At 44.1% G+C, this 20,969-nt stretch carries 18 protein-coding genes; 14 read left to right on the forward strand and 4 right to left on the reverse strand.

Going from position 1 to position 20,969, the window contains the following annotated elements; all coding sequences use genetic code 11:
- Positions 1–8: 8 nt before the first annotated feature.
- Together sigE and E5329_RS09200 are read left to right on the forward strand one after the other, a co-directional pair.
- Entirely contained in the window at positions 9–749 is a 741-nt protein-coding gene (gene sigE, locus E5329_RS09195) for an RNA polymerase sporulation sigma factor SigE (protein ID WP_135989273.1), read from the forward strand.
- A 160-nt stretch (positions 750–909) separates the two neighbouring features.
- Positions 910–2,508 carry an MBL fold metallo-hydrolase RNA specificity domain-containing protein gene (locus tag E5329_RS09200; protein WP_135989274.1) on the forward strand — a complete coding sequence of 533 codons (1,599 nt, stop codon included), beginning with the start codon at positions 910–912 and terminating at the stop codon, positions 2,506–2,508.
- Here E5329_RS09200 and sigG read toward each other — a convergent pair.
- A complete protein-coding gene (sigG, locus tag E5329_RS09205; protein WP_135989275.1) occupies positions 2,480–3,283 on the reverse strand; it encodes an RNA polymerase sporulation sigma factor SigG in 804 nt (267 codons plus the stop codon). The genes E5329_RS09200 and sigG overlap by 29 nt on opposite strands.
- Positions 3,284–3,485: 202 nt before the next feature.
- Here sigG and E5329_RS09210 point away from each other — a divergent pair, with 202 nt between their 5' ends.
- The gene (locus E5329_RS09210; protein WP_135989276.1) at positions 3,486–4,073 is read left to right on the forward strand and encodes a hypothetical protein; all 588 of its coding nucleotides are present in this window, start codon (positions 3,486–3,488) and stop codon (positions 4,071–4,073) included.
- Positions 4,070–4,225 carry a hypothetical protein gene (locus tag E5329_RS30570; RefSeq protein WP_275443138.1) on the forward strand — a complete coding sequence of 52 codons (156 nt, stop codon included), beginning with the start codon at positions 4,070–4,072 and terminating at the stop codon, positions 4,223–4,225. The genes E5329_RS09210 and E5329_RS30570 overlap by 4 nt, the downstream gene beginning before the upstream one ends.
- On the opposite strand, the gene E5329_RS09220 is transcribed toward E5329_RS30570, so the two are convergent.
- On the reverse strand, positions 4,191–5,084 hold the full coding sequence (locus tag E5329_RS09220; RefSeq protein WP_135989277.1) for an AraC family transcriptional regulator: 894 nt from the start codon (positions 5,082–5,084) through the stop codon (positions 4,191–4,193). The two genes, E5329_RS30570 and E5329_RS09220, sit on opposite strands and share 35 nt — an antisense overlap.
- Before the next feature lie 191 nt (positions 5,085–5,275).
- Here E5329_RS09220 and dapF point away from each other — a divergent pair, with 191 nt between their 5' ends.
- The 8 genes from dapF to E5329_RS09260 all read left to right on the forward strand — a co-directional run bounded on the left by dapF (position 5,276) and on the right by E5329_RS09260 (position 16,757).
- Complete coding sequence (dapF, locus tag E5329_RS09225; protein ID WP_135989321.1) at positions 5,276–6,124, forward strand: diaminopimelate epimerase; 849 nt, start codon at positions 5,276–5,278, stop codon at positions 6,122–6,124.
- A gap of 167 nt (positions 6,125–6,291) precedes the next feature.
- Entirely contained in the window at positions 6,292–8,061 is a 1,770-nt protein-coding gene (gene argS, locus E5329_RS09230; RefSeq protein ID WP_135989278.1) for an arginine--tRNA ligase, read from the forward strand.
- Positions 8,062–8,093: 32 nt separating this feature from the next.
- Positions 8,094–9,104 (forward strand): LacI family DNA-binding transcriptional regulator, encoded by a 1,011-nt coding sequence (locus E5329_RS09235; RefSeq protein ID WP_135989279.1) that lies wholly within the window; start codon positions 8,094–8,096, stop codon positions 9,102–9,104.
- A gap of 379 nt (positions 9,105–9,483) precedes the next feature.
- The gene (locus E5329_RS09240) at positions 9,484–10,776 is read left to right on the forward strand and encodes an ABC transporter substrate-binding protein (protein ID WP_135989280.1); all 1,293 of its coding nucleotides are present in this window, start codon (positions 9,484–9,486) and stop codon (positions 10,774–10,776) included.
- Between the two features lie 3 nt (positions 10,777–10,779).
- A complete protein-coding gene (locus E5329_RS09245; RefSeq protein ID WP_135989281.1) occupies positions 10,780–11,673 on the forward strand; it encodes a carbohydrate ABC transporter permease in 894 nt (297 codons plus the stop codon).
- Between the two features lie 110 nt (positions 11,674–11,783).
- On the forward strand, positions 11,784–12,539 hold the full coding sequence (locus E5329_RS09250) for a carbohydrate ABC transporter permease (protein ID WP_408634650.1): 756 nt from the start codon (positions 11,784–11,786) through the stop codon (positions 12,537–12,539).
- 129 nt (positions 12,540–12,668) lie between these two features.
- A complete protein-coding gene (locus E5329_RS09255; RefSeq protein ID WP_135989283.1) occupies positions 12,669–14,468 on the forward strand; it encodes an amylosucrase in 1,800 nt (599 codons plus the stop codon).
- Between the two features lie 87 nt (positions 14,469–14,555).
- Positions 14,556–16,757, forward strand: a complete 2,202-nt coding sequence (locus tag E5329_RS09260; RefSeq protein WP_135989284.1) for an alpha-galactosidase — start codon at positions 14,556–14,558, stop codon at positions 16,755–16,757.
- 189 nt (positions 16,758–16,946) lie between these two features.
- Here E5329_RS09260 and E5329_RS09265 read toward each other — a convergent pair whose 3' ends face one another.
- The gene (locus E5329_RS09265; protein WP_135989285.1) at positions 16,947–17,318 is read right to left on the reverse strand and encodes a hypothetical protein; all 372 of its coding nucleotides are present in this window, start codon (positions 17,316–17,318) and stop codon (positions 16,947–16,949) included.
- A gap of 209 nt (positions 17,319–17,527) precedes the next feature.
- Complete coding sequence (locus E5329_RS09270) at positions 17,528–18,895, reverse strand: MATE family efflux transporter (RefSeq protein WP_135989322.1); 1,368 nt, start codon at positions 18,893–18,895, stop codon at positions 17,528–17,530.
- Between the two features lie 293 nt (positions 18,896–19,188).
- Here E5329_RS09270 and E5329_RS09275 point away from each other — a divergent pair, with 293 nt between their 5' ends.
- Both E5329_RS09275 and E5329_RS09280 read left to right on the forward strand, forming a co-directional pair.
- Complete coding sequence (locus tag E5329_RS09275; RefSeq protein ID WP_135989286.1) at positions 19,189–20,250, forward strand: helix-turn-helix domain-containing protein; 1,062 nt, start codon at positions 19,189–19,191, stop codon at positions 20,248–20,250.
- A 109-nt stretch (positions 20,251–20,359) separates the two neighbouring features.
- Positions 20,360–20,899, forward strand: a complete 540-nt coding sequence (locus E5329_RS09280) for a Uma2 family endonuclease (RefSeq protein ID WP_135989287.1) — start codon at positions 20,360–20,362, stop codon at positions 20,897–20,899.
- Positions 20,900–20,969: the final 70 nt, after the last annotated feature.

Consider the following 20,969-nt stretch of genomic DNA (forward strand, 5'->3'; position numbering starts at 1 on the left):
GGATGATTATGTATATCAAAATCACAATACCGCGGCATTTTCAATTAAAGCTGATCCCAACGATACGGAATCTGCTGTTATTGAAAAAAGGGGATGTCCACTATATCGGAGGAGCGGAAATTCTGCCGCCGCCGTTGGAAACAGTGGAAGAGAACCGATGTATTCAGATGCTTGCAGGGGAAGAGTCGGAAAATGCCAGAAGCGTGCTGATTGAACATAATCTGCGGCTGGTGGTGTACATAGCGAAGAAATTTGATAACACGGGAATTGGAGTGGAGGACCTGATTTCTATTGGAACCATAGGACTGATCAAAGCAATCAATACCTTTAATCCCACCAAAAATATTAAGCTGGCCACCTACGCTTCCCGGTGTATTGAAAATGAAATTCTCATGTATTTAAGGCGGAATAACAAGACCAGAATGGAGGTTTCCATTGATGAGCCCCTGAATGTGGACTGGGATGGAAATGAACTTCTTCTGTCAGATATTTTAGGAACGGATGAGGATATTATTTATCGGGATATTGAAACGGAAGTGGAGAAAAATCTTTTGAAAAAGGCGGTGGAAAAGCTGTCAGACAGAGAACGTACCATTGTAGAGCTGCGGTTCGGCTTAAACAGTCCTCAGGGAGAGGAGATGACCCAGAAAGAAGTTGCGGATCTTCTTGGGATTTCCCAGTCTTATATTTCACGGTTAGAGAAGAAGATTATGAAACGTTTGAAAAAAGAAATCGTCAAACTTGAATAGATATGATATACTTTATCATGAGGAGGGACCCAGCTCTGCTGGGAGGAGCCCTGATGATTTATCATGAGGAGGGACCCAGCTCTGCTGGGAGGAGCCCTGATGATTTGTAACAGGTTAAAGTAGTAACACAATATAAATTTTTCACAAAGGAGATGGTAATTTGAAGCTTGAATTTTTGGGGGCAGCCCATGAGGTAACCGGAAGCTGTCATTATGTGAAGATGGGGGATATTCATCTTTTGGTAGACTGCGGAATGGAGCAGGGGCCGGATTTGTATAAGAATCAGGATATTCCGGTGAAAACAGCGGATATTGATTATGTATTGATTACGCATGCCCATATTGACCATTCTGGATTATTGCCGCTGCTTTACAGTCATGGCTTTCGGGGGAAAGTCTACGCCACCAGGGCGACGGCGGAATTGTGCCATATTATGCTCAAAGATTCTGCCCATATCCAGATGTTTGAAGCGGAATGGCGGAACCGGAAAGGGAGGCGCGCCGGGAAGCCTCTGATAGAGCCTATGTATACCATGGAAGATGCTATTGGGGTGCTGAATCTTTTCATTCCATGCGAATATGGGGAAATTATTACATTATGCCCGGAAATCACGATTCGTTTTGTGGACGCCGGCCATTTGCTTGGCTCTTCCAGTATTGAAATCTGGGGAACGGAAGAGGGAAAACAGGTAAAACTGGTGTTTTCCGGTGATATCGGCCATGGAAATAAACCGCTGATCCGCAATCCTCAGTATATCAGAGAAGCGGATTATGTGATTGTGGAATCCACTTATGGGGATCGGCTGCACCAGGATCCGCCGGATTACGCCAAAGAACTGGCAGCCGTATGCCGGGAGACATTTACCAGGGGAGGCAATCTGGTGATTCCCGCCTTTTCTGTAGGAAGAACCCAGGAAATGCTGTATTTTTTCCGAAAAATTAAAACAGAGGGGCTGCTGCCGGATTTTTCAGATTTTGAAGTGTATATTGACAGTCCCCTGGCCGTGGAGGCAACCAGCATTTTTCACAAAAATGTCAAAGAGTGTTTTGACCATGAGGCTCTGGAACTGGTGCGGAAAGGAAAGAATCCCATCAGTTTTCCGGGACTTAAGGTTGCGGTTTCCAGTGAAGAATCCAAGATGATTAACTTTATCCAGAAACCAATTGTCATTATTTCAGCCTCCGGCATGTGTGAGGCTGGACGCATTCGGCATCATTTGAAGCACAACCTTTGGCGTGAGGATTCAACAATTCTGTTTGTAGGCTATCAGGTGCCGGGAACCCTGGGAAACATTCTTCTGAACGGAGGAAAGGAAGTAAAACTCTTTGGGGAAGCCATTGAGGTGCATGCGCAGATTAAAAATCTGGCAGGAATCAGCGGCCATGCAGATCAACAGCATCTTTTGGAGTGGATAAAGGCATTTGGGGAAACGCCCAAACGGGTATTTGTGGTTCACGGAGAAGACAGTGTCTGTGATGCCTTTGCATCGCTGATTACCAGAGAAACCGGGCTTGAAGCAACAGCCCCCTACAGCGGAGACATTTATGATTTGGAAACAAATGTATGTCTGGCTCAGGGAAGCCGGGAAAAGAAGGTTTCCAAAACGAAGGAATCCCGTGCCGTTTCCAATGTATTCGCAAGGCTTTTGGCAGCCGGAGAACGGCTGCTTGCCCTTATCCGTAAATCGGAAGGGCGGCCCAACAAAGAACTTGGGAAATTTGCCGATCAGATTAACTCTCTCTGCGATAAGTGGGAGTAAGGGAGAGATAGTTTTTCATATTTTTTAAAGCGGATTTTTCCAATCTGCTGACCTGGGCCTGGGAGATGTGGATTTCTTCTGCCACTTCCATTTGGGTTTTTCCCTCAAAGAAGCGGAGCTTGATAATGTAATTTTCCCGTTCGTTCAGCCGCTTCATGGCGTCGCTTAAGGAAAGCTCTTCCACCCAGGTTTCTTCTTTATTTTTTTTGTCGCTGATTTGATCCATTACATAGAGGGTGTCGCCGCCGTCTGTGTAGACCGGATCATAAAGACTGACGGGACATTGAATGGCATCTAGGGCAAATACAATATCCTCTTTTGGAATATCAATTTCTTTGGCGATATCCTCTATGGTGGGTTCTCTGGAAAGCTCTTTGGACAGCAGCTCTCTTGCATGGATTGCCTTGTATGCAGTGTCTCTTAGGGAGCGGCTTACCCGGATGGAATTATTGTCCCTGAGATACCGCCTGATTTCGCCGATAATCATGGGAACCGCATAGGTGGAAAATTTTACTCCGATGTCAGGATTGAAATTGTCGATGGATTTGATTAACCCAATGCACCCGATCTGGAATAAATCGTCTACATTTTCATTACTGTTGGAGAATCTCTTGATTACGCTTAAAACAAGGCGGAGATTGCCCTTAATATAAGTTTCACGTGCATTCTGATCTCCCGCCTTAATGCGGGAAAACAAGTCACTTTTTTCTTCTTCTTTTAATACCGGGAGTTTTGCAGTGTTGACCCCGCAAATCTCTACTTTGTATGCAGCCATGATGTTACCTCCGGAAAGTTTAATGTATTAAAAGAATGCACGTAATTTGCCACTTTTATTCAAGAAATTTTCGTGGTATAATTTATCATGAGGAGGGACCCATCGAAGATGGGAGGAGACCTGATGATTGTTATCATGAGGATTTATCCATCGAAGATGGGAGGAGACCCTCAACGATTTATGTTAGAAGGAGAAAACAACAATGAAAGATGCAATAGATAAGAGGAATGACAGAGAAAGAATTGCAAGAAGCATTGTAAAACGCAGAAATATTGTGTATATCAGCCAAGAAGAGCTGAATCGGAAACAGCGGGAAGAGGAACGGAAGCTGAAGCAGGAAAGAACGGAAGCAGCGGAACAGCTTGTGAAACAATTTAAAGACGAAGCGAAGCAAAAGCAGGCAATGGAGATTGAACGTCTGCTGGCAGAACAGGCTATGCTGGAAAAGCAGCTGGAAACTGGAATGGACGCCACCGGCAAGAAGCCTATGAATGATATTACACAGGAAAGAGTAGAGGCGATTTTAAGTGAAAAGAACAAACAATTGGAAATTATTGTATCTTCCGGCGGTTTATTGGTGGAGCAGGAAGCCGGGCCGGTGGAAATATCTGTACCAGAAGAGAATCCGGTCCATGAGTCTCCAACAGAAACAGACTCTGCACAGCATATTGTGTCAGCTTCCGAGACAGATGGCCCGGACGGTGAAACAGATGCTAAGCCGCTGACACAGGCAGATGCTTCGGTACAGGAGGATGGTATACAGTTAGAAGAAAGTGTGGCAGCAGAATGATGAAAGAATCGGAAAAAAGAAAACGGCAGCAGGAAGAAACGGCCAGGAAAGCTCAGAGGGAACCAGGTCCTCTGAGTGAAACCTGGTCCCAGGACGCCCAGGATGAACTGGAAGATTTTATTGAACAACAGGGAATTTATATCCGTCAATAGCGGAGAGGGAAAAAGTTTTTGGAGATATTCCGTAAAATTTGCGGAAAGCCCGCAGGAAAGTGGAATAATCTGAGAAACCGCACTTAGCGGCGGCTTTCAGTACAGGGGTGCCTCCCCGCATCAGATCTGCCGAATGCAGCAGACGTTTCTGCTGAACATAACTGTGAAGGGTATAGCCGGTGGTTTCCTTAAATTTGTGCATTAAGTAATATTTACTGACATAGAATCGGTCTGCCAGCGCTTCATTGGATAAATCTTCTGCCAGATGGGTATTGATATAGGTTAAAATATCCGTAATCCGCTGATCGTAACGGGAAGCAGAATCATCCAGTTGATATGTTTCAGGGAGAAAAATACGGTTTAAGTATACCATAAACTGTAAAAAATAAGACTGGCTTAAGAGTTCATGTCCAAATTCTCTGCTTTCCAGAGAAGATTCCAGTTGATGGAGCAGCGTCTGGATCTCTGTCTGCAGCGTCTGGTTTAAGCGGATCAGATTAAAACTTTTTTCCGTAGTGGCAGTAAAGCACTGAGACAGGTCGCAGGAATGAGTTGCCTGGGTCTGAATGTAATCTGGCTGCAGCCACAGAACCACCCTCTCATAGGTGACATTGGGATCGATGACAGGCTTGTGAATATCATGATGATTGATGAGAAGGATGTCCCAGGGCTTTAAGTCATAGGCTTTTCCTTCCACAAGGTAGGTGACATTGCCAGATAGAAAGATGATAATTTTATTAAAATCATGATAATGAAATTCAAATTCCTGATTTTTTTTATCTTTCAGATGGAACAGACGAAAATTCTGATGAAGGTATCCCGTCTGTTTTTCGCTGCTGATTTGTGCTATGTCTTCCATATATAATCTCCTTTCGTATTTATACCAACGAGCATATTTATTTAATCATACCGCATTTTTTGCAATATTTCAAGCAATATATTCTCTATGATATGCAAAAAGAATGAGTTAAAATGGTATTAGAATGAAACCAGAGCATAAGGCATAGTTTGAAAGGAGAGAATGCTGTGTGCAGAGAAAGGGTGAACGGTATGGAAAACAATATTACAATGAAAAAGTATCATGGACTTGGAAACGATTATCTGGTGTTAGATCCCAATAAAAATGATTTAGAACTTCAGACCAGGAATATTGAGCGGCTGTGCCGGAGGAATTTCGGGGCAGGAGCGGACGGTCTCTTGTACGGGCCGCTGATGGAAGAAGGCAAAATAAAAGTGCGTATTTTTAATTCCGACGGCTCGGAAGCAGAAAAAAGCGGCAATGGCGTGGGAATTTTTGCAAAATATCTGTTGGATGAAGGGTATGTGACGGAATCAAAATTCAGCCTGAATACTCTGGCAGGAGATGTAGAAATTGAATTTTCTGAAGAAAATAAAAATGTGATGCGGGTGAATATGGGAAAGCCTTCTTATGCAGGGAAGGAATTGCCCCTGACCGGGCTGGAAGGAGAGATTGTAAATGCGCATTTAAGGTTCCATGACAATGACTACAATACCACCTGCCTTTCTGTGGGGAATCCCAATTGCGTGATTATGATGGAAGAGGTAACGCCCCGGAAGGCAAAGGAACTGGGTCCTTATGTGGAAAGCTCTGACTATTTTCCCAATCGAATGAATATGCAGCTTTGTAAGGTGACGGATCGTGAGAATATCACCATTGAGATTTATGAGAGAGGGGCAGGCTATACCCTTGCATCAGGAACAGGCGCTTGTGCGTCGGCGGCGGCAGCCAGACGAATGGGTCTGGTGGATGATAAAGTGACTGTGCATATGCAGGGCGGCGATCTGCTGATTGAGATGGAAGAGGACGGTACCATTTTTATGACCGGCAGTGTTGGAACTGTGGGAACATTTATGCTGGCAGAGAATTTTTTTGCATAGTTGGACTGGAAAATATAGCAATAGGACTAAAGTATCATAAGAAATAGAAAAAGTGGGTGACATTTAGCCCACTTTTTGTTATTATATATAAATAAGTAGGAAGAGAGTAATCCCCAGGATACCAAAGGCGGATTGCAAGAGAATTACAGAAGCAACAGGAGAGGATTATGGAAAAGATATTAGACATTATCAGCAAAGAAGTCATGGAAGCGATGAAAGCCAACGGGTATGATGAAAAATACGGCAAAGTAACCTTGTCGAACCGGCCGGATCTCTGCGAATATCAATGTAACGGAGCGATGGCGGCTGCCAAGGAATACAAATGCGCTCCCTTTCTGATTTCAGACAAAATTGCACAGAGCCTGGCTGGGAACAGACTGTTTGCATCGGCAGAATCCGTGAAGCCTGGATTTTTGAATTTGAAAATTAATCCAGATTATCTGGCAGCTTATCTGCAGGAAATGGAATCTGACAGAGAGCGTCTGGGCTGTGATAAATGTAAAGAACCAAAGACGATTATGATAGATTACGGCGGGCCCAATGTGGCGAAGCCTCTCCATGTGGGGCATTTGCGTTCGGCAATTATTGGGGAAAGCGTGAAGCGGATCGGCAGATTTATGGGACATCATATGATTGGAGACGTACATCTGGGAGACTGGGGGCTTCAGATGGGGCTGATTATCACAGAACTGAAAGAACGGAAGCCGGATCTTGTGTATTTTGATGACAAGTATGAGGGGGAATATCCTAAGGAACCGCCCTTTAACATTTCTGAACTGGAGGAGATTTATCCCACAGCCAGCGGGAAGTCTAAGGAAGATGAGGCTTATAAAGAAGAGGCTATGACTGCCACCTATGAGCTTCAGCATGGAAGAAAAGGGTACGGTGCACTGCTGAATCATATTTTAGAGGTATCTGTCAGCGATTTAAAGCGGAATTATGAGAATTTGAACGTGTCCTTTGAGCTTTGGAAAGGGGAATCTGACGCCCAGCCTTTTATCCCGGGAATGGTGCAGAAGATGAAGGATGATGGATTTGCCTATATCAGTGAAGGGGCGTTGGTGGTGGATGTGAAAGAAGAAACAGACGCCAAGGAGGTTCCCCCCTGCATGATTCTGAAATCAGACGGTGCCTCCCTTTATAATACAACGGATCTTGCGACTATTGTGTGGCGCATGCAGGAGTATCATCCGGACAAAATTATATATGTGGTGGACAAACGGCAGGAATTGTATTTTACCCAGGTATTCCGTTGTGCAAGGAAAACCGGGCTGGTGAAACCGGAAACAGAACTGAAATTTCTGGGATTCGGAACCATGAACGGCAAGGATGGCAAACCTTTCAAAACAAGGGAAGGAGGCGTGATGCGTTTGGAACATCTGGTATCAGAAATTAATGAAGAGATGTACCGAAAAATTGCGGACAACCATACGGTAGAGGAAGCAGAAGGACGTAAGACGGCTCAGGTGGTTGCCCTTTCAGCCATTAAGTATGGCGATTTGTCTAATCAGGCTTCTAAGGACTATATTTTTGATATCGAACGCTTTACCTCTTTTGAAGGCAATACGGGTCCTTATATTTTGTATACCATTGTAAGGATTAAGTCTATTCTGAGAAACTATCAGGCAGAGAAAACTATGCCGGAACAGGCCAGGATACTTCCGGCGCATTCCGACAGTGAGAAAGCATTGATGTCAGAGCTCAGCAGGTTTAACGGCATGATGGAAAATGCATTTGCAGAGACTGCGCCTCATAAGGTATGCGCTTATATTTATGATCTTGCCAATGCTTTTAACCATTTTTATCACGAAACAAATATTATGAAAGAACCGGATGCAATGGTTCAGGCCGGTTATATCAGGCTGCTGGAGCTGACGAAACGGGTGTTGGAGCTTTGTATTGACGTGTTGGGATTTGAGGCGCCGGAGAGGATGTAGCGTTTTCAAAAAGCGGGAATTCGGGGGAAATTATGATTACAATAAAAGAAATCGCATCGATATTAGGTCTTAGCCCCACAACAGTATCCAATGTTGTAAACGGGCATACGGAAAAGATGTCAAATGTTACCAGGCAGAGAATCGAAGAGGCGCTGATCCAGTATGGGTTTCAGAAGGCAGTACATCAGGAAGAGTACGGTAAAGCATTGAAGCTGATATCCGTGGATTTCTTTCTCAGTTCAAAAGAGAATGTTTTTATGGATCCTTTTTGCTCGGAACTGTTGAACGCAATCTGCATGAAACTGCAGGAATCCGGCCGGTATCCAGTATGCGGAATTCCAAAAGAAGAGGAAGAGATTTGCCGCAAGCTGCAGGCGCGCAATATTGAGGGTGGGATCGTAGTTGGTTTCCATCCCTGGGAGTGTGAAGATTTTGTAAAAAGAGCCGGCAAACCAGTGGTTTTTGTGGACTGCGGCGAAGGAAATTATGATAATGTGGGAATTGCCGATTACAAAGGCGGCAGGGAAATTACGGAATTTATGCTGAAGCAGGGGCATCGTAAAATTGCATATTTCTGTGATAAAAAGAGTCCTGTGTCCAGTACCTTTGAGCGGTTCCGGGGGTATTGCGACGCCTTGGAGAGTTATGGGATTGCTTATAACAACAAGGATTATTACTATTTGCCCGATGATCGGCACGCCCGGCGGGAAGCGCTGCGCAGCTTTGCTCACAACGCCAGGAAAGAAGGGTATACGGCTGTTTTTGTAGTTTCAGATTTTCTGGCCAATGAAGCCATCAGTATTTTCTTTGGGGAGGGGCTAAAGGTGCCGGAGGATATTTCGGTGGCAGGGTTTGATGATAATGTTTACGCCAGGCTGAGCCGGCCTATGCTGACTACCGTCCGTCAGTTTGTTGCCGAGAAAGGGGAAGAAGCGGTAAAATTGCTGATGCAGCGGATCAAAGGGGAAGAGATTATTGCCAAATCTTTCAAATTGCCGGTGGAGCTTATCGTCAGGGAAAGCGTAAGAAATATCAATGGGTGATTGCTGGCAAGGTGCAGCGGATACTTTTGAAAAACGTGAGAATGATACAGAATGAGAAATTTATTGCGGGAAACAGGCAGAGGACAGAATCAGGATCTTCTGTCTGTTTTTGCGTAAATCGTGATGACAGCGGGGCCTGTTGACTGGAGTATTTTTGTGCATTGCAGCATATCCGGCAGTTCAGATGTTCTGGGAAAAGAAAATATTTCTTAACAGAAATTTTTTTGTATAAATTATACATAAAATATTCCTAAAATTTGTATAAAAAATTGGTTATGCACATAATATATTGCAAAACAAAACATAACTAAATAAAATTAGCAATGCATAGAGCAAGGTTCCAACAGAAAATTTGTTTAAAAAGACGAGGAGGTTAAAAATGGCAAAGAGAAAGAAAAGAGTAATGGCATTATTCCTTGCTATGATAATTGTCTCAGGGCTTTTGCTTAGTGGCTGTGGCAAAGAGGATGATGCGGATGGAAAGGTCGTGATTGAACTGGTTCATTACAAACCGGAAGCGGTGGATGTATTTGAAGCTTTAGAGGAAAAGTTCAATGCTACCCACGACAACATCAAGCTGGTAATTGATTCACCAAATGACGCCATGGTAATTCTGAAAACCAGGTTCATCAGGGAAAATAACCCTGACATTATTGGAATCGGCGGAGACATCAATTATTCTAATTTCCTGGATGCCAACATGCTGATGGATATTTCCGATTTTGACGGATTGGCAGACATCAAGGATAATTACCTTTCCACTAACAAGGATTTGGAATATGTTCCGCAGGATGGCGTCTATGCAGTGCCTTATATGGCAAATGCGGCAGGCGTCCTCTACAATAAGGATATGTTTGAGGAACATGGATGGACGATTCCTACCACATGGGAAGAATTTAACCAGCTCTGCGAAACCATAGCAGCAGAGGGAATCCAGCCTTTGTACTTCGGATACAAGGATACATGGACCTGCCTTGCACCATGGAATGCGATTGCAGTAAACCTGTGCGATACGGACATTGCATATCAGGTAAACAGTGGCAATGCTAAATTTTCAGAGGCATATGAAGAAATTGCAGTGAAGACAAAAGAACTCCTGAAATATGGCCAGTCTGATCCAGTGGCTTATAGCTATAATGATGCCTGTACCGCTTTTGCGAGAGGCCAGGCAGCCATGTACACCATTGGCAGCTATGCAATCCCCCAGATTAAATCTGTAAATCCTGATATGAATATCGATTCTTTTGTATTCCCGGCAAGCAGCAATGCAGAAGAAAACATCTTGAATTCTGGTAACGATTTGATGTTCTGCGTGATGGAAGACTGTGAACACAAAGAAGAGGTGTATGAAGTATTGAGATTTCTGTTGGAAGACGAAAATGTTCAGGATTATGTGAATGACCAAAGCGCAGTGCCATGCAAGAAAGGTGAGTTTGAGATTGCTGCGGAACTGACTGGTATGAAGGAATACATAGATAATGGAATTATTGCGGATTATCAGGATCACCATTATCCCAATGAGATGGCAGTGGACGCCATGATCCAGACCTACCTGTTTGACGACAGCAGCAATGCTCTTGAAACATTCCTTACCAGATTTGATAACGAATGGGTCAGATATAACAGAGATATTATCGCCAAAGTGCAAGAATATCAGGAAAAGGGGGAATAGACCATGGGAAATGAAGGAAAGAGAGATAAATTATGGACCAAAAATGATAAGATTTTTCTTGGAATGCTGATTCCTGTGCTTATCCTGTTCTTTTGTTTCAATACCCTTCCTTTGTTGAAAGGTTTCTATTATGGACTTACGAACTACAAAGGATATGGTGATTTTGATATGGTGGGTCTTAGGAATTTTAAAGACTTATTTACCGACCTGCGCGTAGGAAAATCTTATCTGTTTACTTTTAAATATGCAGTTGTTATGACCATTGCGGTCAATGTAATCAGTTTAATCCTTGCTTTGGGATTAAATCGTGAAATACGGGGAAAAAGTGCGTTACGAGGAATTTATTTTGTGCCAAATATATTGGGAGGATTGGTTGTAGGTTACATTTTCAGTTTTGTATTTACCTATATCCTTCCGGCAGTGGGAGAAGCAACCGGAATCGGATTTCTCCAGAACAGTATGCTTGCAAGTACTAAAACGGCATGGCTTGCCATTGTAATTGTAGGTGCATGGCAGGGAATTGCAATGAATACAATTATTTACATATCAGGACTGCAGACCGTTCCGGCAGAGGTTTATGAAGCAGGAATGATTGACGGCGTCAGCGGATGGAAAAAATTCTGGAACCTTACCTTCCCGTTGATCCTGCCATTCTTCACCATTAACCTGGTGCTTTGTATGAAAAATGCATTGATGGTATTCGACCAGATTATGTCCTTGACAAAGGGCGGTCCGTCCCAGAGTACGGAATCCATTTCCTACCTGATTTACAACAACGGTATGAGCGGCGGACAATTCGGATTCCAGAGTGCAAATGCGTTTGTATTTTTTGTAGTCATCGTAGTGATTTCGTTCCTGCAGATGAAATTCTTAGGAGGTAAGGAGGAGCAGTTATAATGGGAAAAAAAGAAAAAGGAAGTGAAGGAGCAGTTGGCGGCAAGGCCGTGAATAATGTAATCAATGTACTTTTGGCAATTGGCTGTCTTACCATCTTATTCCCTCTTTACATGACAGTAATCATTGCCTTCAAGAAACCTTCTGAAATGACCAATGACGTGGCAGGAGCGTTAGGATTTCCGGCAAGCTGGAGTTTTGACAATTTCGCAGAGGCAATGCGGGTAACGGATTTCTGGCGTTCCTTGGGCAACAGTTTGCTGCTCACTGGCATAACCGTAATTATCTGTATCCTGCTGCATTCCCTGGCAGGTTATGTGATAGGAAGAAAAATGGCGAAGCTGAAAGTGTTTAAGATGTCTTATTTCTATATTGTAAGCGGTATGTTCGTACCTTTTGCAGTGCTGATGATGCCTTTGGTAAAACAGACATCCCAGATTGGAATTGCGAACCGGTTTGGCGTTATTGTGTTGTATGTGGTGTTCTTCATGCCTATGAATATCTTGTTATATTCTGGATATTTGAAGAATATCCCAATAGCGTTGGAAGAAGCAGCCTGTGTGGACGGTGCAGGCGTATGGCAGACTTACTGGAAAATCATTTTCCCTAATATGAAGCCCATGCATGCAACCGTGGCAGTTTTGACAGCTATGAGTACATGGAACGACGTAATGACTCCATTGGTTATTATGTCCGGTAGCGATGTGAATACGCTTCCGCTGGCACAGTTGAATTTCCAGTCACAGTTCGGAACGAACTATAACCTGGCATTTGCATCTTACCTGTTGGCATTGCTGCCGATTCTGATTTTCTATATCGTATGTCAGAAGCAGATTATCAACGGCGTTGTGAATGGAGCAGTAAAATAATTCCTGTTTTGGAATGTAAGAAATAGAAAAGATTAGAGTTTAGCCATAGCCTGTATATGTGTGTTGTAGATCGAATACGCACATTTACAGGCTATGTGTGAAATAAAAATCAGAAAGGGAACATATGGTATGGACTTACAAAACAGCTATTATGAGCTATATGGAAGAAATGAGATTACAGAATATCGCTGGGGACAACTGCTGTCCATCATAGAACATGCCGGGAAAACCCGGCCTGCTGCCCTGAAAAAAACAGACAAAAACGGCAATGACTGGTATCAGTCAGAAAAAATGGTGGGTATCATGCTGTACGTGGATCGGTTCAGCAATAACCTGGTGGAATTTGAGAAGCGGATTGATTATCTGTCTGAGTTAGGAATTACCTATGTGCACTTTATGCCTTTGTTAAAATCCAGGGAAGGAAACAATGACGGCGGTTATGCGGTATCAGATTATCTGATGGTGGACGACAAATTCGGAACCATGAAGCAGCTGGAACGGGTTATGAAGCTTTTAAAAGGAAAAGGAATCCGCACCTGCATTGATTTTGTTCTGAATCATACGGCAAAGGAGCATCTGTGGGTACAGAAGTACAAAGAAGGCGATCATGATTATGACGATATGTATTTTATGTTTGATGACGACACGATTCCCAAAGAATATGAGAAGCATATGACGGAAATTTTTCCAGGAGTGGCTCCGGGGAATTTTACCTGGTATCCGGACCTTCAGAAATTTGTAATGACCCGGTTTTATGAATTCCAGTGGGACTTAAATTACAAAAATCCCCAGGTCTTCAACAAGATTGTGGAGGTAATGCTTACGCTCGCCAACAAAGGAGTTGACATCTTCCGTCTGGATGCGATACCATATATGTGGAAAGAGCTGGGAACAATTTGCATGAATCATCCCAACGTACATAAATTGCTGGGCATGATGTATGATATTGTTCAGCAGGTATGTCCCGGCGTGGTATTTTTGGGAGAAGCCATTGTAGAGCCCTTTGAAATTGTAAAATATTTTGGAAACCAGGAAATGAAAGAGTGCAATGTGATGTATAACGCTTCCTTTATGGTGCTTCTCTGGAATTCCCTGGCCACCCGTGACGTACGGGTGATGGAACGGTCCCTTTCTATCGATTATGGCATTCCAGACAGCGGTACATGGATCAATTATGTGCGCTGCCACGACGACATTGGATGGGGATTTGAAAAAGAAATCTTAAAGGGATTAGGGTTAGATCCTGAACTTCATAAGCAATATATGATACAGTTTATGGAGGGAAGATATCCGGGCAGTTTTTCCACCGGAGAACTGTATGAATACAATCCGGTGACGCAGGACGCCAGAAACAGCGGAACTTTGGCTTCTATGTGCGGCCTGGAGCAGGCGATGCGGGAAAAGCATGTGTATAAAACAGAACTTGCCGTTAAGCGAATCCTTTTGCTGCATGCAATGATAATTTCTTATACAGGCATCCCACTTTTGTACAGCGGCGATGAAATTGGTCAGCTCAATGACTGGGGCTATAAGCAAGTGCCGGAACACGCAGCCGATTCCCGCTGGCTCCACAGGGGCATGATGGACTGGAATGCAGTGGAGCATCGGAATGATTTAAGCACAGTTCAAGGCTGGATTTTCACAGGAATCCAGACAATGATAAAAATCCGCAAGTCCAGCGAGTTTTTCAGTTCCGAATATCGGGCAGTTCCGGTAGATACCGGAAATCCGGCGGTATTCTGTTTCCACAAAGCAGATAAAATGCTGGTGCTCGCCAATTTCTCCGAACGGGAGCAGTGGGTGGATTCCAGTGCATTTGACTGGTTCGGCCTGCCCGGAGAAATGCAGGATCTGATAACCGGAAGGTATATCCGATCTTACGATAACCGGATTCAGTTAGGACCCTATGAATATCTTTGGCTAACTTAAACTTGCCCTGAGGAGGGAACCAACGCAAGAATAGAAAGGCTCCCATAGGAATTTATATACCAATATTTAAGGAAAGGCAGTTAATTTATGGCAATTATAATCAAAGACAACGTATTTACCCTTCAAACCCAAAACAGCACATACCAAATGAAAGCGGACAGCAAAGGCGTCCTTCTTCACACTTATTACGGAAGAAAAACGGATGAAACAGATTATTCTTATATGATTTCCATGGCAGACAGGGGATTTTCCGGAAATCTCTATGAAGCAAGAGAGGACAGAACCTATTCCCTTGATTTTTTGCCTCAGGAATTCCCGGTGCGGGGAAGCGGAGATTACCGGATTAGCTGTATGCACGCTGATCTGGGAACAGGCGTCCGGGATTGCCTGCTGTTTTTCCACGATTACCGAATCTGGCATGGCAAATACGAATTAGAAGGGCTTCCGGCAATGTTTGCCTCCGAGGAAGAAGCGGTAGATACCCTGGAAATTATTTTAAAAGACAGTCAGGAAGAGTTCTACGTGCACCTTTATTACGGGGTGTTCGAGGAACATGATATCATTACCAGGGCGGCAAGGGTGGAAAACAGGACAGACAAGGAAATCCGTCTCTCGAAAGTCCTCTCTGCCTGTCTGGATATGGATCATGACGGTATGGATATGATTCATTTCTTTGGACGCCATGCCGGAGAGCGGGAGATGGAGCGGGTGCCTTTGTTTCATGGCGTTACGGAACTGCGGAGCACCCGGGGAACTTCCAGCCATCAGCACAATCCTTTTGTGATTCTTGCGGACAAGACCACCAGTGAAGAAATGGGGGCCTGTTTCGGTTTTTCTCTGTTATACAGCGGAGGCTTTCATATGCATGCAGAGGTGGATCAGTTTCATCAGACCCGGCTTGTGATGGGAATTGATGATTCCGTATTTACCTGGAGTCTGCAGCCGGGAGAATATTTTGTGACGCCAGAGCTTGCCATGGCTTACAGTGGTCAGGGATTATCTGGACTGTCCCATTGCTACCACAATGGTTTTCAGAAAAATTTAATCCGCAGTGCCTGGAAGGATAAGAGGCGGCCGATTCTTGTGAATAACTGGGAGGCCACATATTTTGATTTTAATGCAGAAAAGCTTTTGGACATTGCCAAAGAAGCGGCAGAGCTGGAACTGGATATGCTCGTTTTGGACGACGGCTGGTTCGGGAAGCGGGACGACGATTATTCCGGGCTTGGGGATTGGTATGTCAATGAAGAGAAGCTGGGCTGTTCTCTGAAAGAACTGGCGGATAATGTCAATGAGTTGGGATTGATGTTCGGCCTGTGGTTTGAGCCGGAAATGATTTCTGAGGACAGTAATTTATACCGAAGCCATCCGGAATGGGCGATGGTGGTGCCGGGCAGGAAGCCGATCCGGGGAAGATCTCAGCTTGTATTGGATATGAGCCGGGAGGATGTGCGGCATTATATTAAAGAAAGGCTGTTTGCAATCCTGGATTCTGCCAATATCCAGTATGTGAAATGGGACATGAACCGTTCTGTGGCGGCTGCCTACAGTGCCCTTCTGCCCAGAGAACGGCAGGGAGAACTGCGCCATCGGTATGTGCTGGGATTGTATGAAGTGATGGAAGCTATGTTAAAACGGTATCCGGATTTGCTGTTAGAGGGATGCAGCGGCGGCGGAGGCAGGTATGATGCAGGAATGCTTTATTATGCTCCTCAGATTTGGTGCAGCGACAATACAGACGCCATTGAACGGCTGAGCATCCATTACGGAACCTCTTTCGGCTATCCCATGTCCTCGGTATCCGCCCATGTGTCTGTGTGCCCCAATCATCAGAATGGAAGGGTTACGCCTTTTAAGACAAGGGGAATCTGCGCTATGCAGGGAACCTTCGGTTATGAGCTGGATTTAAGCAAGATGACGGAGGAAGAGAAAGAGGAGGCAAGAGAACAGGTTCGTACCTTTAAGGAGCGTTACCGCTTATTCCAATTCGGAAATTATTACAGGATCACCTCTCCCTTGGAAAACCGGGATTTTACTGCCTGGGAGTATGCGGATAAAGATGGGAAAGAAGCCTATATGGGAGTTGTTTATACTGATTTGCACGGAAATCCAGCAGCACAGTCAGTAAAGTTTCAGGGGCTTTTGCCGGAGGGAAATTATGTAATGCAAAAGGACAACAAACCGGCAGGCACCTATACGGGAGCTGCGTTGATGAACGGCGGAATTCTTTTGCCGGTGCCAGTGGAAAATTATGATTCCTGCCAGATTTATATCCGGCTGGAGGAGTAGAAATATGCTGGAGAAGATCCTGCAACGGATTCAGAAGAGGTCTGAAAAACATGTTCTTTGGAACGTGCTGTGAGTGATGGAAATTAGAGGTATTATTTATAAATATGCATATAAAAACAGGGAGACAGCAAAAGGGAAATGCTGTGTCCCTGTTTATGTAAGCTGTATTTGGTTTTTTAAGAAAGGCGCTTATAACGCTCTTAATTGATTCTGGTGCATATTGATGTAGATGTCCTGGATTTCCTGTTTCGCTTTGATGTCGCTGCTGAGCCTTACGGCTTCGTTTAACTTTCGGGACAAATCGAGATGGCCTTCTGCTATGATTTTGATGTTACGGTTTGTTTCATTTTCAAGAGTGACATTAATCTTTGAGACTTCGCATTCCAGGGAAGCAACCTTTTCATCCAGGGAAGCAACCTTTTCATCCAGAGAAGCAACCTTTTCATCCAGGGAAGCAACCTTTTCATCCAGGGAAGCAACCTTTTCATCCAGGGATGTAACTTTGTGTTTTACAGTCTGCATATCATTATACAATGCCTGCAGCAATTCTGTGTCTGTCATGTAATTCCTCCTTTTTCTATACTTTACGTAAGTATAGCATACGGAGCTGGAAAAGTCTATGAAATATTTTATTATGCCGCAGCCTATGATTCTTTTATTGGTAAGATAGATTGACCCAACGCATAAGCCCGGCCTATCCGGCAGTCAGCCGGATAGGAACGACAAAATAATATACGCTTCTTTCAATTTTGTATCTTACATGAACAAATTTACAGAGATTGTTTTTCCAGTTTGTCCATATCAGCAAATTCTTTCCGTACCACAGCAATGCTTAAAAAGAATGCAAGCACATCTGCTACCGGAGCAGAATACATGATTCCGTTTAATCCCCAAAATAGAGGGAAAATCAGAATCAAAGGAATCAGCAGAAGCACCTGGCGGGAGAGCGACAGCAGCACGCCCTTCATGGGTTTTCCGATGGCAGAAAAGAAGCTGGCGGAGAGCATCTGAACATTATTGATGATAATCATCATTAGAAATATTCTCATAAAACGAACTGTGAATTCCATATACAGCCCTTCCCCGGAGCCGAACAGAGAAATAATTGTCTGTGGGAACAGCTGGAAGGTGAGGAATGCCAGAATGGACATCACAAAGGAGCACTGGATTTCCAGCTTGTAAAGAGCCTTCACTCGATTGTACTGCTTTGCGCCGTAATTAAATCCCAGAATTGGCTGGGAACCCTGGGCCAGTCCCACGAATACGCCAATCACAATGGAATTTACCTTCATAACTATGCCTGCGCCGGACAGGGGAATATCCGAGCCGTAAACAGACAGTCCGCCGTAGTAAGTCAGAGAATTGTTCAGCACAATCTGTAGCAGTGTAAGGGCTAATTGATTTAAGCTGTTGCTGATGCCCAGAGAAACAATTTCCACGCACTTAATGGGAGAAAGATGGAAAAAGTCTTTGCCCAGTTTAACGGTTTTAAAGCGGAATAAATACCGGAAAGCCACCAGAAAGGAGATTACCTGGGAGATCATGGTAGCCCAGGCTGCTCCGGCAACGCCCATGTGAAAGCCGAAAATAAAAATGGGATCTAAAACAGTGTTGACCACTGCTCCGATTACCATGCAGGCCATAGAATATTTCGGGCTTCCGTCTGCCCGGATGCTATTGCTCAAAACATTGGTAAGAAGCAAAAAAGGGACTCCTATGCCGATAATCCGCACATAACTGTGGGAATAAGGCAGCACGGTTTCCGTTGCGCCAAAAGCATTCAGCAGCGGGTCTATAAAAAGCTCCGTTACAGCACAGATGACAAGGCCGAAGGCAACTGCCATCCAGAACATATTTCCTATGCATTGCTGAGCTTCCTTTATATTTCCAGCTCCTAATTCCAGGGAAAATTTAGCCGCGCCTCCAACTCCCACTAAAAGTGCAGCGGCAAGGCAGATCGTAGTAATCGGAAACGCCACATTGGTTGCCGCATTTCCAAGATATCCCACACCTTGTCCGATAAAAATCTGATCCACGATATTGTAAAGGGAACTGACTACCATGGCAATGATGGAAGGGATGGCAAATTGCCTTAAAAGAACAGGTATTTTTTCGTGTCCAAGAGGATTTTTGTTCATTTGTATCATTACCTTCTTTCTATAATTAATGTAAATGGAATTATTTGTTAGATTTTAGCCTGAAATTTTGTTTTTGTCAAATAATTTAATAAAGGTTCCTTATTGAAAGAATAAGATAAAAAAATTGTAAAAATAGTGCAGATTATGGGGATGCAACAGATTATTGCTGGCGCAGCGCCAAAAAAAATGATAGGATGATGGAAAGAAAAATGCCGTATGCAAGTTTTAGCAGGAGCCTGCGCTGCTCATCGAAAAAGCAAAAACTTTCATAGGCAGAAGAAAGGAATGTGCATATGAACCAACAAAAAGAAAGGAATTCTAATCCAGGAAAGAACATTGAACAGCAAAATAACATGCATTCTGCCTTGGAACACAGCAGGAATCAACAGCAGCCAGATACGAGACAAAGCCTGGGAAAGAAAATCCGGCAATTCCGGGAACAGCACGGAGTCACTCAGGGAGAGCTGGCAGAAGAGATGTCTGTCACCCGGCAGGCAGTTTCCAACTGGGAAAGAGAAAAGACATTGCCGGATGTGTATACCCTGCAGCAGATGGCAGCATACTTTGGCATAACTTTAGATGAATTGGTGGAAGGAACCAAAGAGCCGGAAATCACTATGCCGAAAATGCCGGGAAGGCTTGCGGCAGCAACCGGACTTGTAAGCGTCTGTTATCTTCTGGCAGGGGGAATGACTGGACATTTGTATGTAGAGACAATGATCACCATGATCATTATTGGAATCTTCTGTCAGTTGTTTCTCCATTTGTATTTTTCTAATTCAGTAAAGACGGGAAATTTTTCTGCCTTGGCGGGATATGACAGCAAGGTAGAATACAACCAGAATGAGGTAAAGAAAGTCCTGGTTCAGATGGATCAACATGTGGCGTGCATTTCTTTTGGAAGTGTGCTGCTGTACGCAGTCGGTGCGTTTCTGGGAGGAGAACAGGCAGATATTTTCTATGGCGCATTGACCTTTGCCTATTGCGGCGATCTGATCTTTGCACTTTTACTGTACAATTACCGTAGCCTGAACAGAACGCTGGTAAAGGAACAGGACAGGAAGGCAGCAAAGGCAGGGTATTTGTCTATCGTATGGACGGCAGCATGGTCTATGATTTTTCTGGGAGCGATTTTTGCAAAAATGGAGTTTGGCTCTATAGAAAATAATTCGCCCCAGGCAGCAGGGATTCTTGGATGGATGTTTTTATTTCTGCTGGTGGTGATTGCAGAACTGTTTTATGAACAACACAGGGTAAAAAAGAAACTGGCAGAAACAGGGGCATACCGGCCGGGAGCGGCATTTTGGCTCAGTACAGCAGCGGCGCTGGCGGTGACAGTTCTGATGCTTTTCTGACAGAGAAAGGAAGATACCGAAAGTCGGGAGGAAAAAATTAAATTGTCAGATTTGGAGTAGTAATCAGCAAGAATATCGTTTATAATAAAAACAGAAAGGCGGTGGATGAATGAGTACAGCAGAAAAATTAGAATTTTATACCGTGGATGATATTTATGCTCTTCCAGAAGGCGAACGGGCAGAGCTGATTGACGGGCAGATGTATGGCATGGCGTCTCCTGGCAGAACGCATCAGCAAATTTTGCTGTCAATTGGAAGAAAAGTGGCAGATTATATTGAGGCCCATCATGGGAAATGCGAGGTCAATATCGCTCCCTTTGCTGTTTTTCTGAATCAGGATAACCGAAATTATTTAGAGCCGGATATCAGCGTTGTGTGTGACAGAAGCAAGTTGACGGAGAAAGGCTGTAACGGCGCCCCAGACTGGGTCATTGAGATTGTATCTCCTTCCAGCCGGACGATGGATTATTACAGGAAATTAATTAAATATGAAAAATCAGGAGTCCGGGAATACTGGGTGGTGGATCCAGAACGGAACAGGGTCATGGTTTATAATTTTGAGCATGAGACAATGGAGGAATATTCTTTTGAAGAAGAAGTAATATCCGGAATTTTTGAAAATTTTTCCATTATAGTTCCTAAAATCTGAAAAATATGGCATGCATAGTTCTCTGAAAAGGCGGAAAGATAATCTTGACAGGCAAATGTTCCAACGCCTG

The organism is Petralouisia muris, from assembly GCF_004793545.1.
Lineage (GTDB): Bacteria > Bacillota > Clostridia > Lachnospirales > Lachnospiraceae > Petralouisia > Petralouisia muris.

Coding starts and splice junctions, on each gene's coding strand:
- sigE (WP_135989273.1), top strand. CDS start 9: ATGTATATCAAAATCACAATACCGCGGCATTTTCAATTAAAGCTGATC.
- sigG (WP_135989275.1), bottom strand. CDS start 3,283: ATGGCTGCATACAAAGTAGAGATTTGCGGGGTCAACACTGCAAAACTC.
- E5329_RS09210 (WP_135989276.1), top strand. CDS start 3,486: ATGAAAGATGCAATAGATAAGAGGAATGACAGAGAAAGAATTGCAAGA.
- E5329_RS30570 (WP_275443138.1), top strand. CDS start 4,070: ATGATGAAAGAATCGGAAAAAAGAAAACGGCAGCAGGAAGAAACGGCC.
- E5329_RS09220 (WP_135989277.1), bottom strand. CDS start 5,084: ATGGAAGACATAGCACAAATCAGCAGCGAAAAACAGACGGGATACCTT.
- dapF (WP_135989321.1), top strand. CDS start 5,276: ATGGAAAACAATATTACAATGAAAAAGTATCATGGACTTGGAAACGAT.
- argS (WP_135989278.1), top strand. CDS start 6,292: ATGGAAAAGATATTAGACATTATCAGCAAAGAAGTCATGGAAGCGATG.
- E5329_RS09235 (WP_135989279.1), top strand. CDS start 8,094: ATGATTACAATAAAAGAAATCGCATCGATATTAGGTCTTAGCCCCACA.
- E5329_RS09240 (WP_135989280.1), top strand. CDS start 9,484: ATGGCAAAGAGAAAGAAAAGAGTAATGGCATTATTCCTTGCTATGATA.
- E5329_RS09245 (WP_135989281.1), top strand. CDS start 10,780: ATGGGAAATGAAGGAAAGAGAGATAAATTATGGACCAAAAATGATAAG.
- E5329_RS09250 (WP_408634650.1), top strand. CDS start 11,784: ATGACAGTAATCATTGCCTTCAAGAAACCTTCTGAAATGACCAATGAC.
- E5329_RS09255 (WP_135989283.1), top strand. CDS start 12,669: ATGGACTTACAAAACAGCTATTATGAGCTATATGGAAGAAATGAGATT.
- E5329_RS09260 (WP_135989284.1), top strand. CDS start 14,556: ATGGCAATTATAATCAAAGACAACGTATTTACCCTTCAAACCCAAAAC.
- E5329_RS09265 (WP_135989285.1), bottom strand. CDS start 17,318: ATGACAGACACAGAATTGCTGCAGGCATTGTATAATGATATGCAGACT.
- E5329_RS09270 (WP_135989322.1), bottom strand. CDS start 18,895: ATGAACAAAAATCCTCTTGGACACGAAAAAATACCTGTTCTTTTAAGG.
- E5329_RS09275 (WP_135989286.1), top strand. CDS start 19,189: ATGAACCAACAAAAAGAAAGGAATTCTAATCCAGGAAAGAACATTGAA.
- E5329_RS09280 (WP_135989287.1), top strand. CDS start 20,360: ATGAGTACAGCAGAAAAATTAGAATTTTATACCGTGGATGATATTTAT.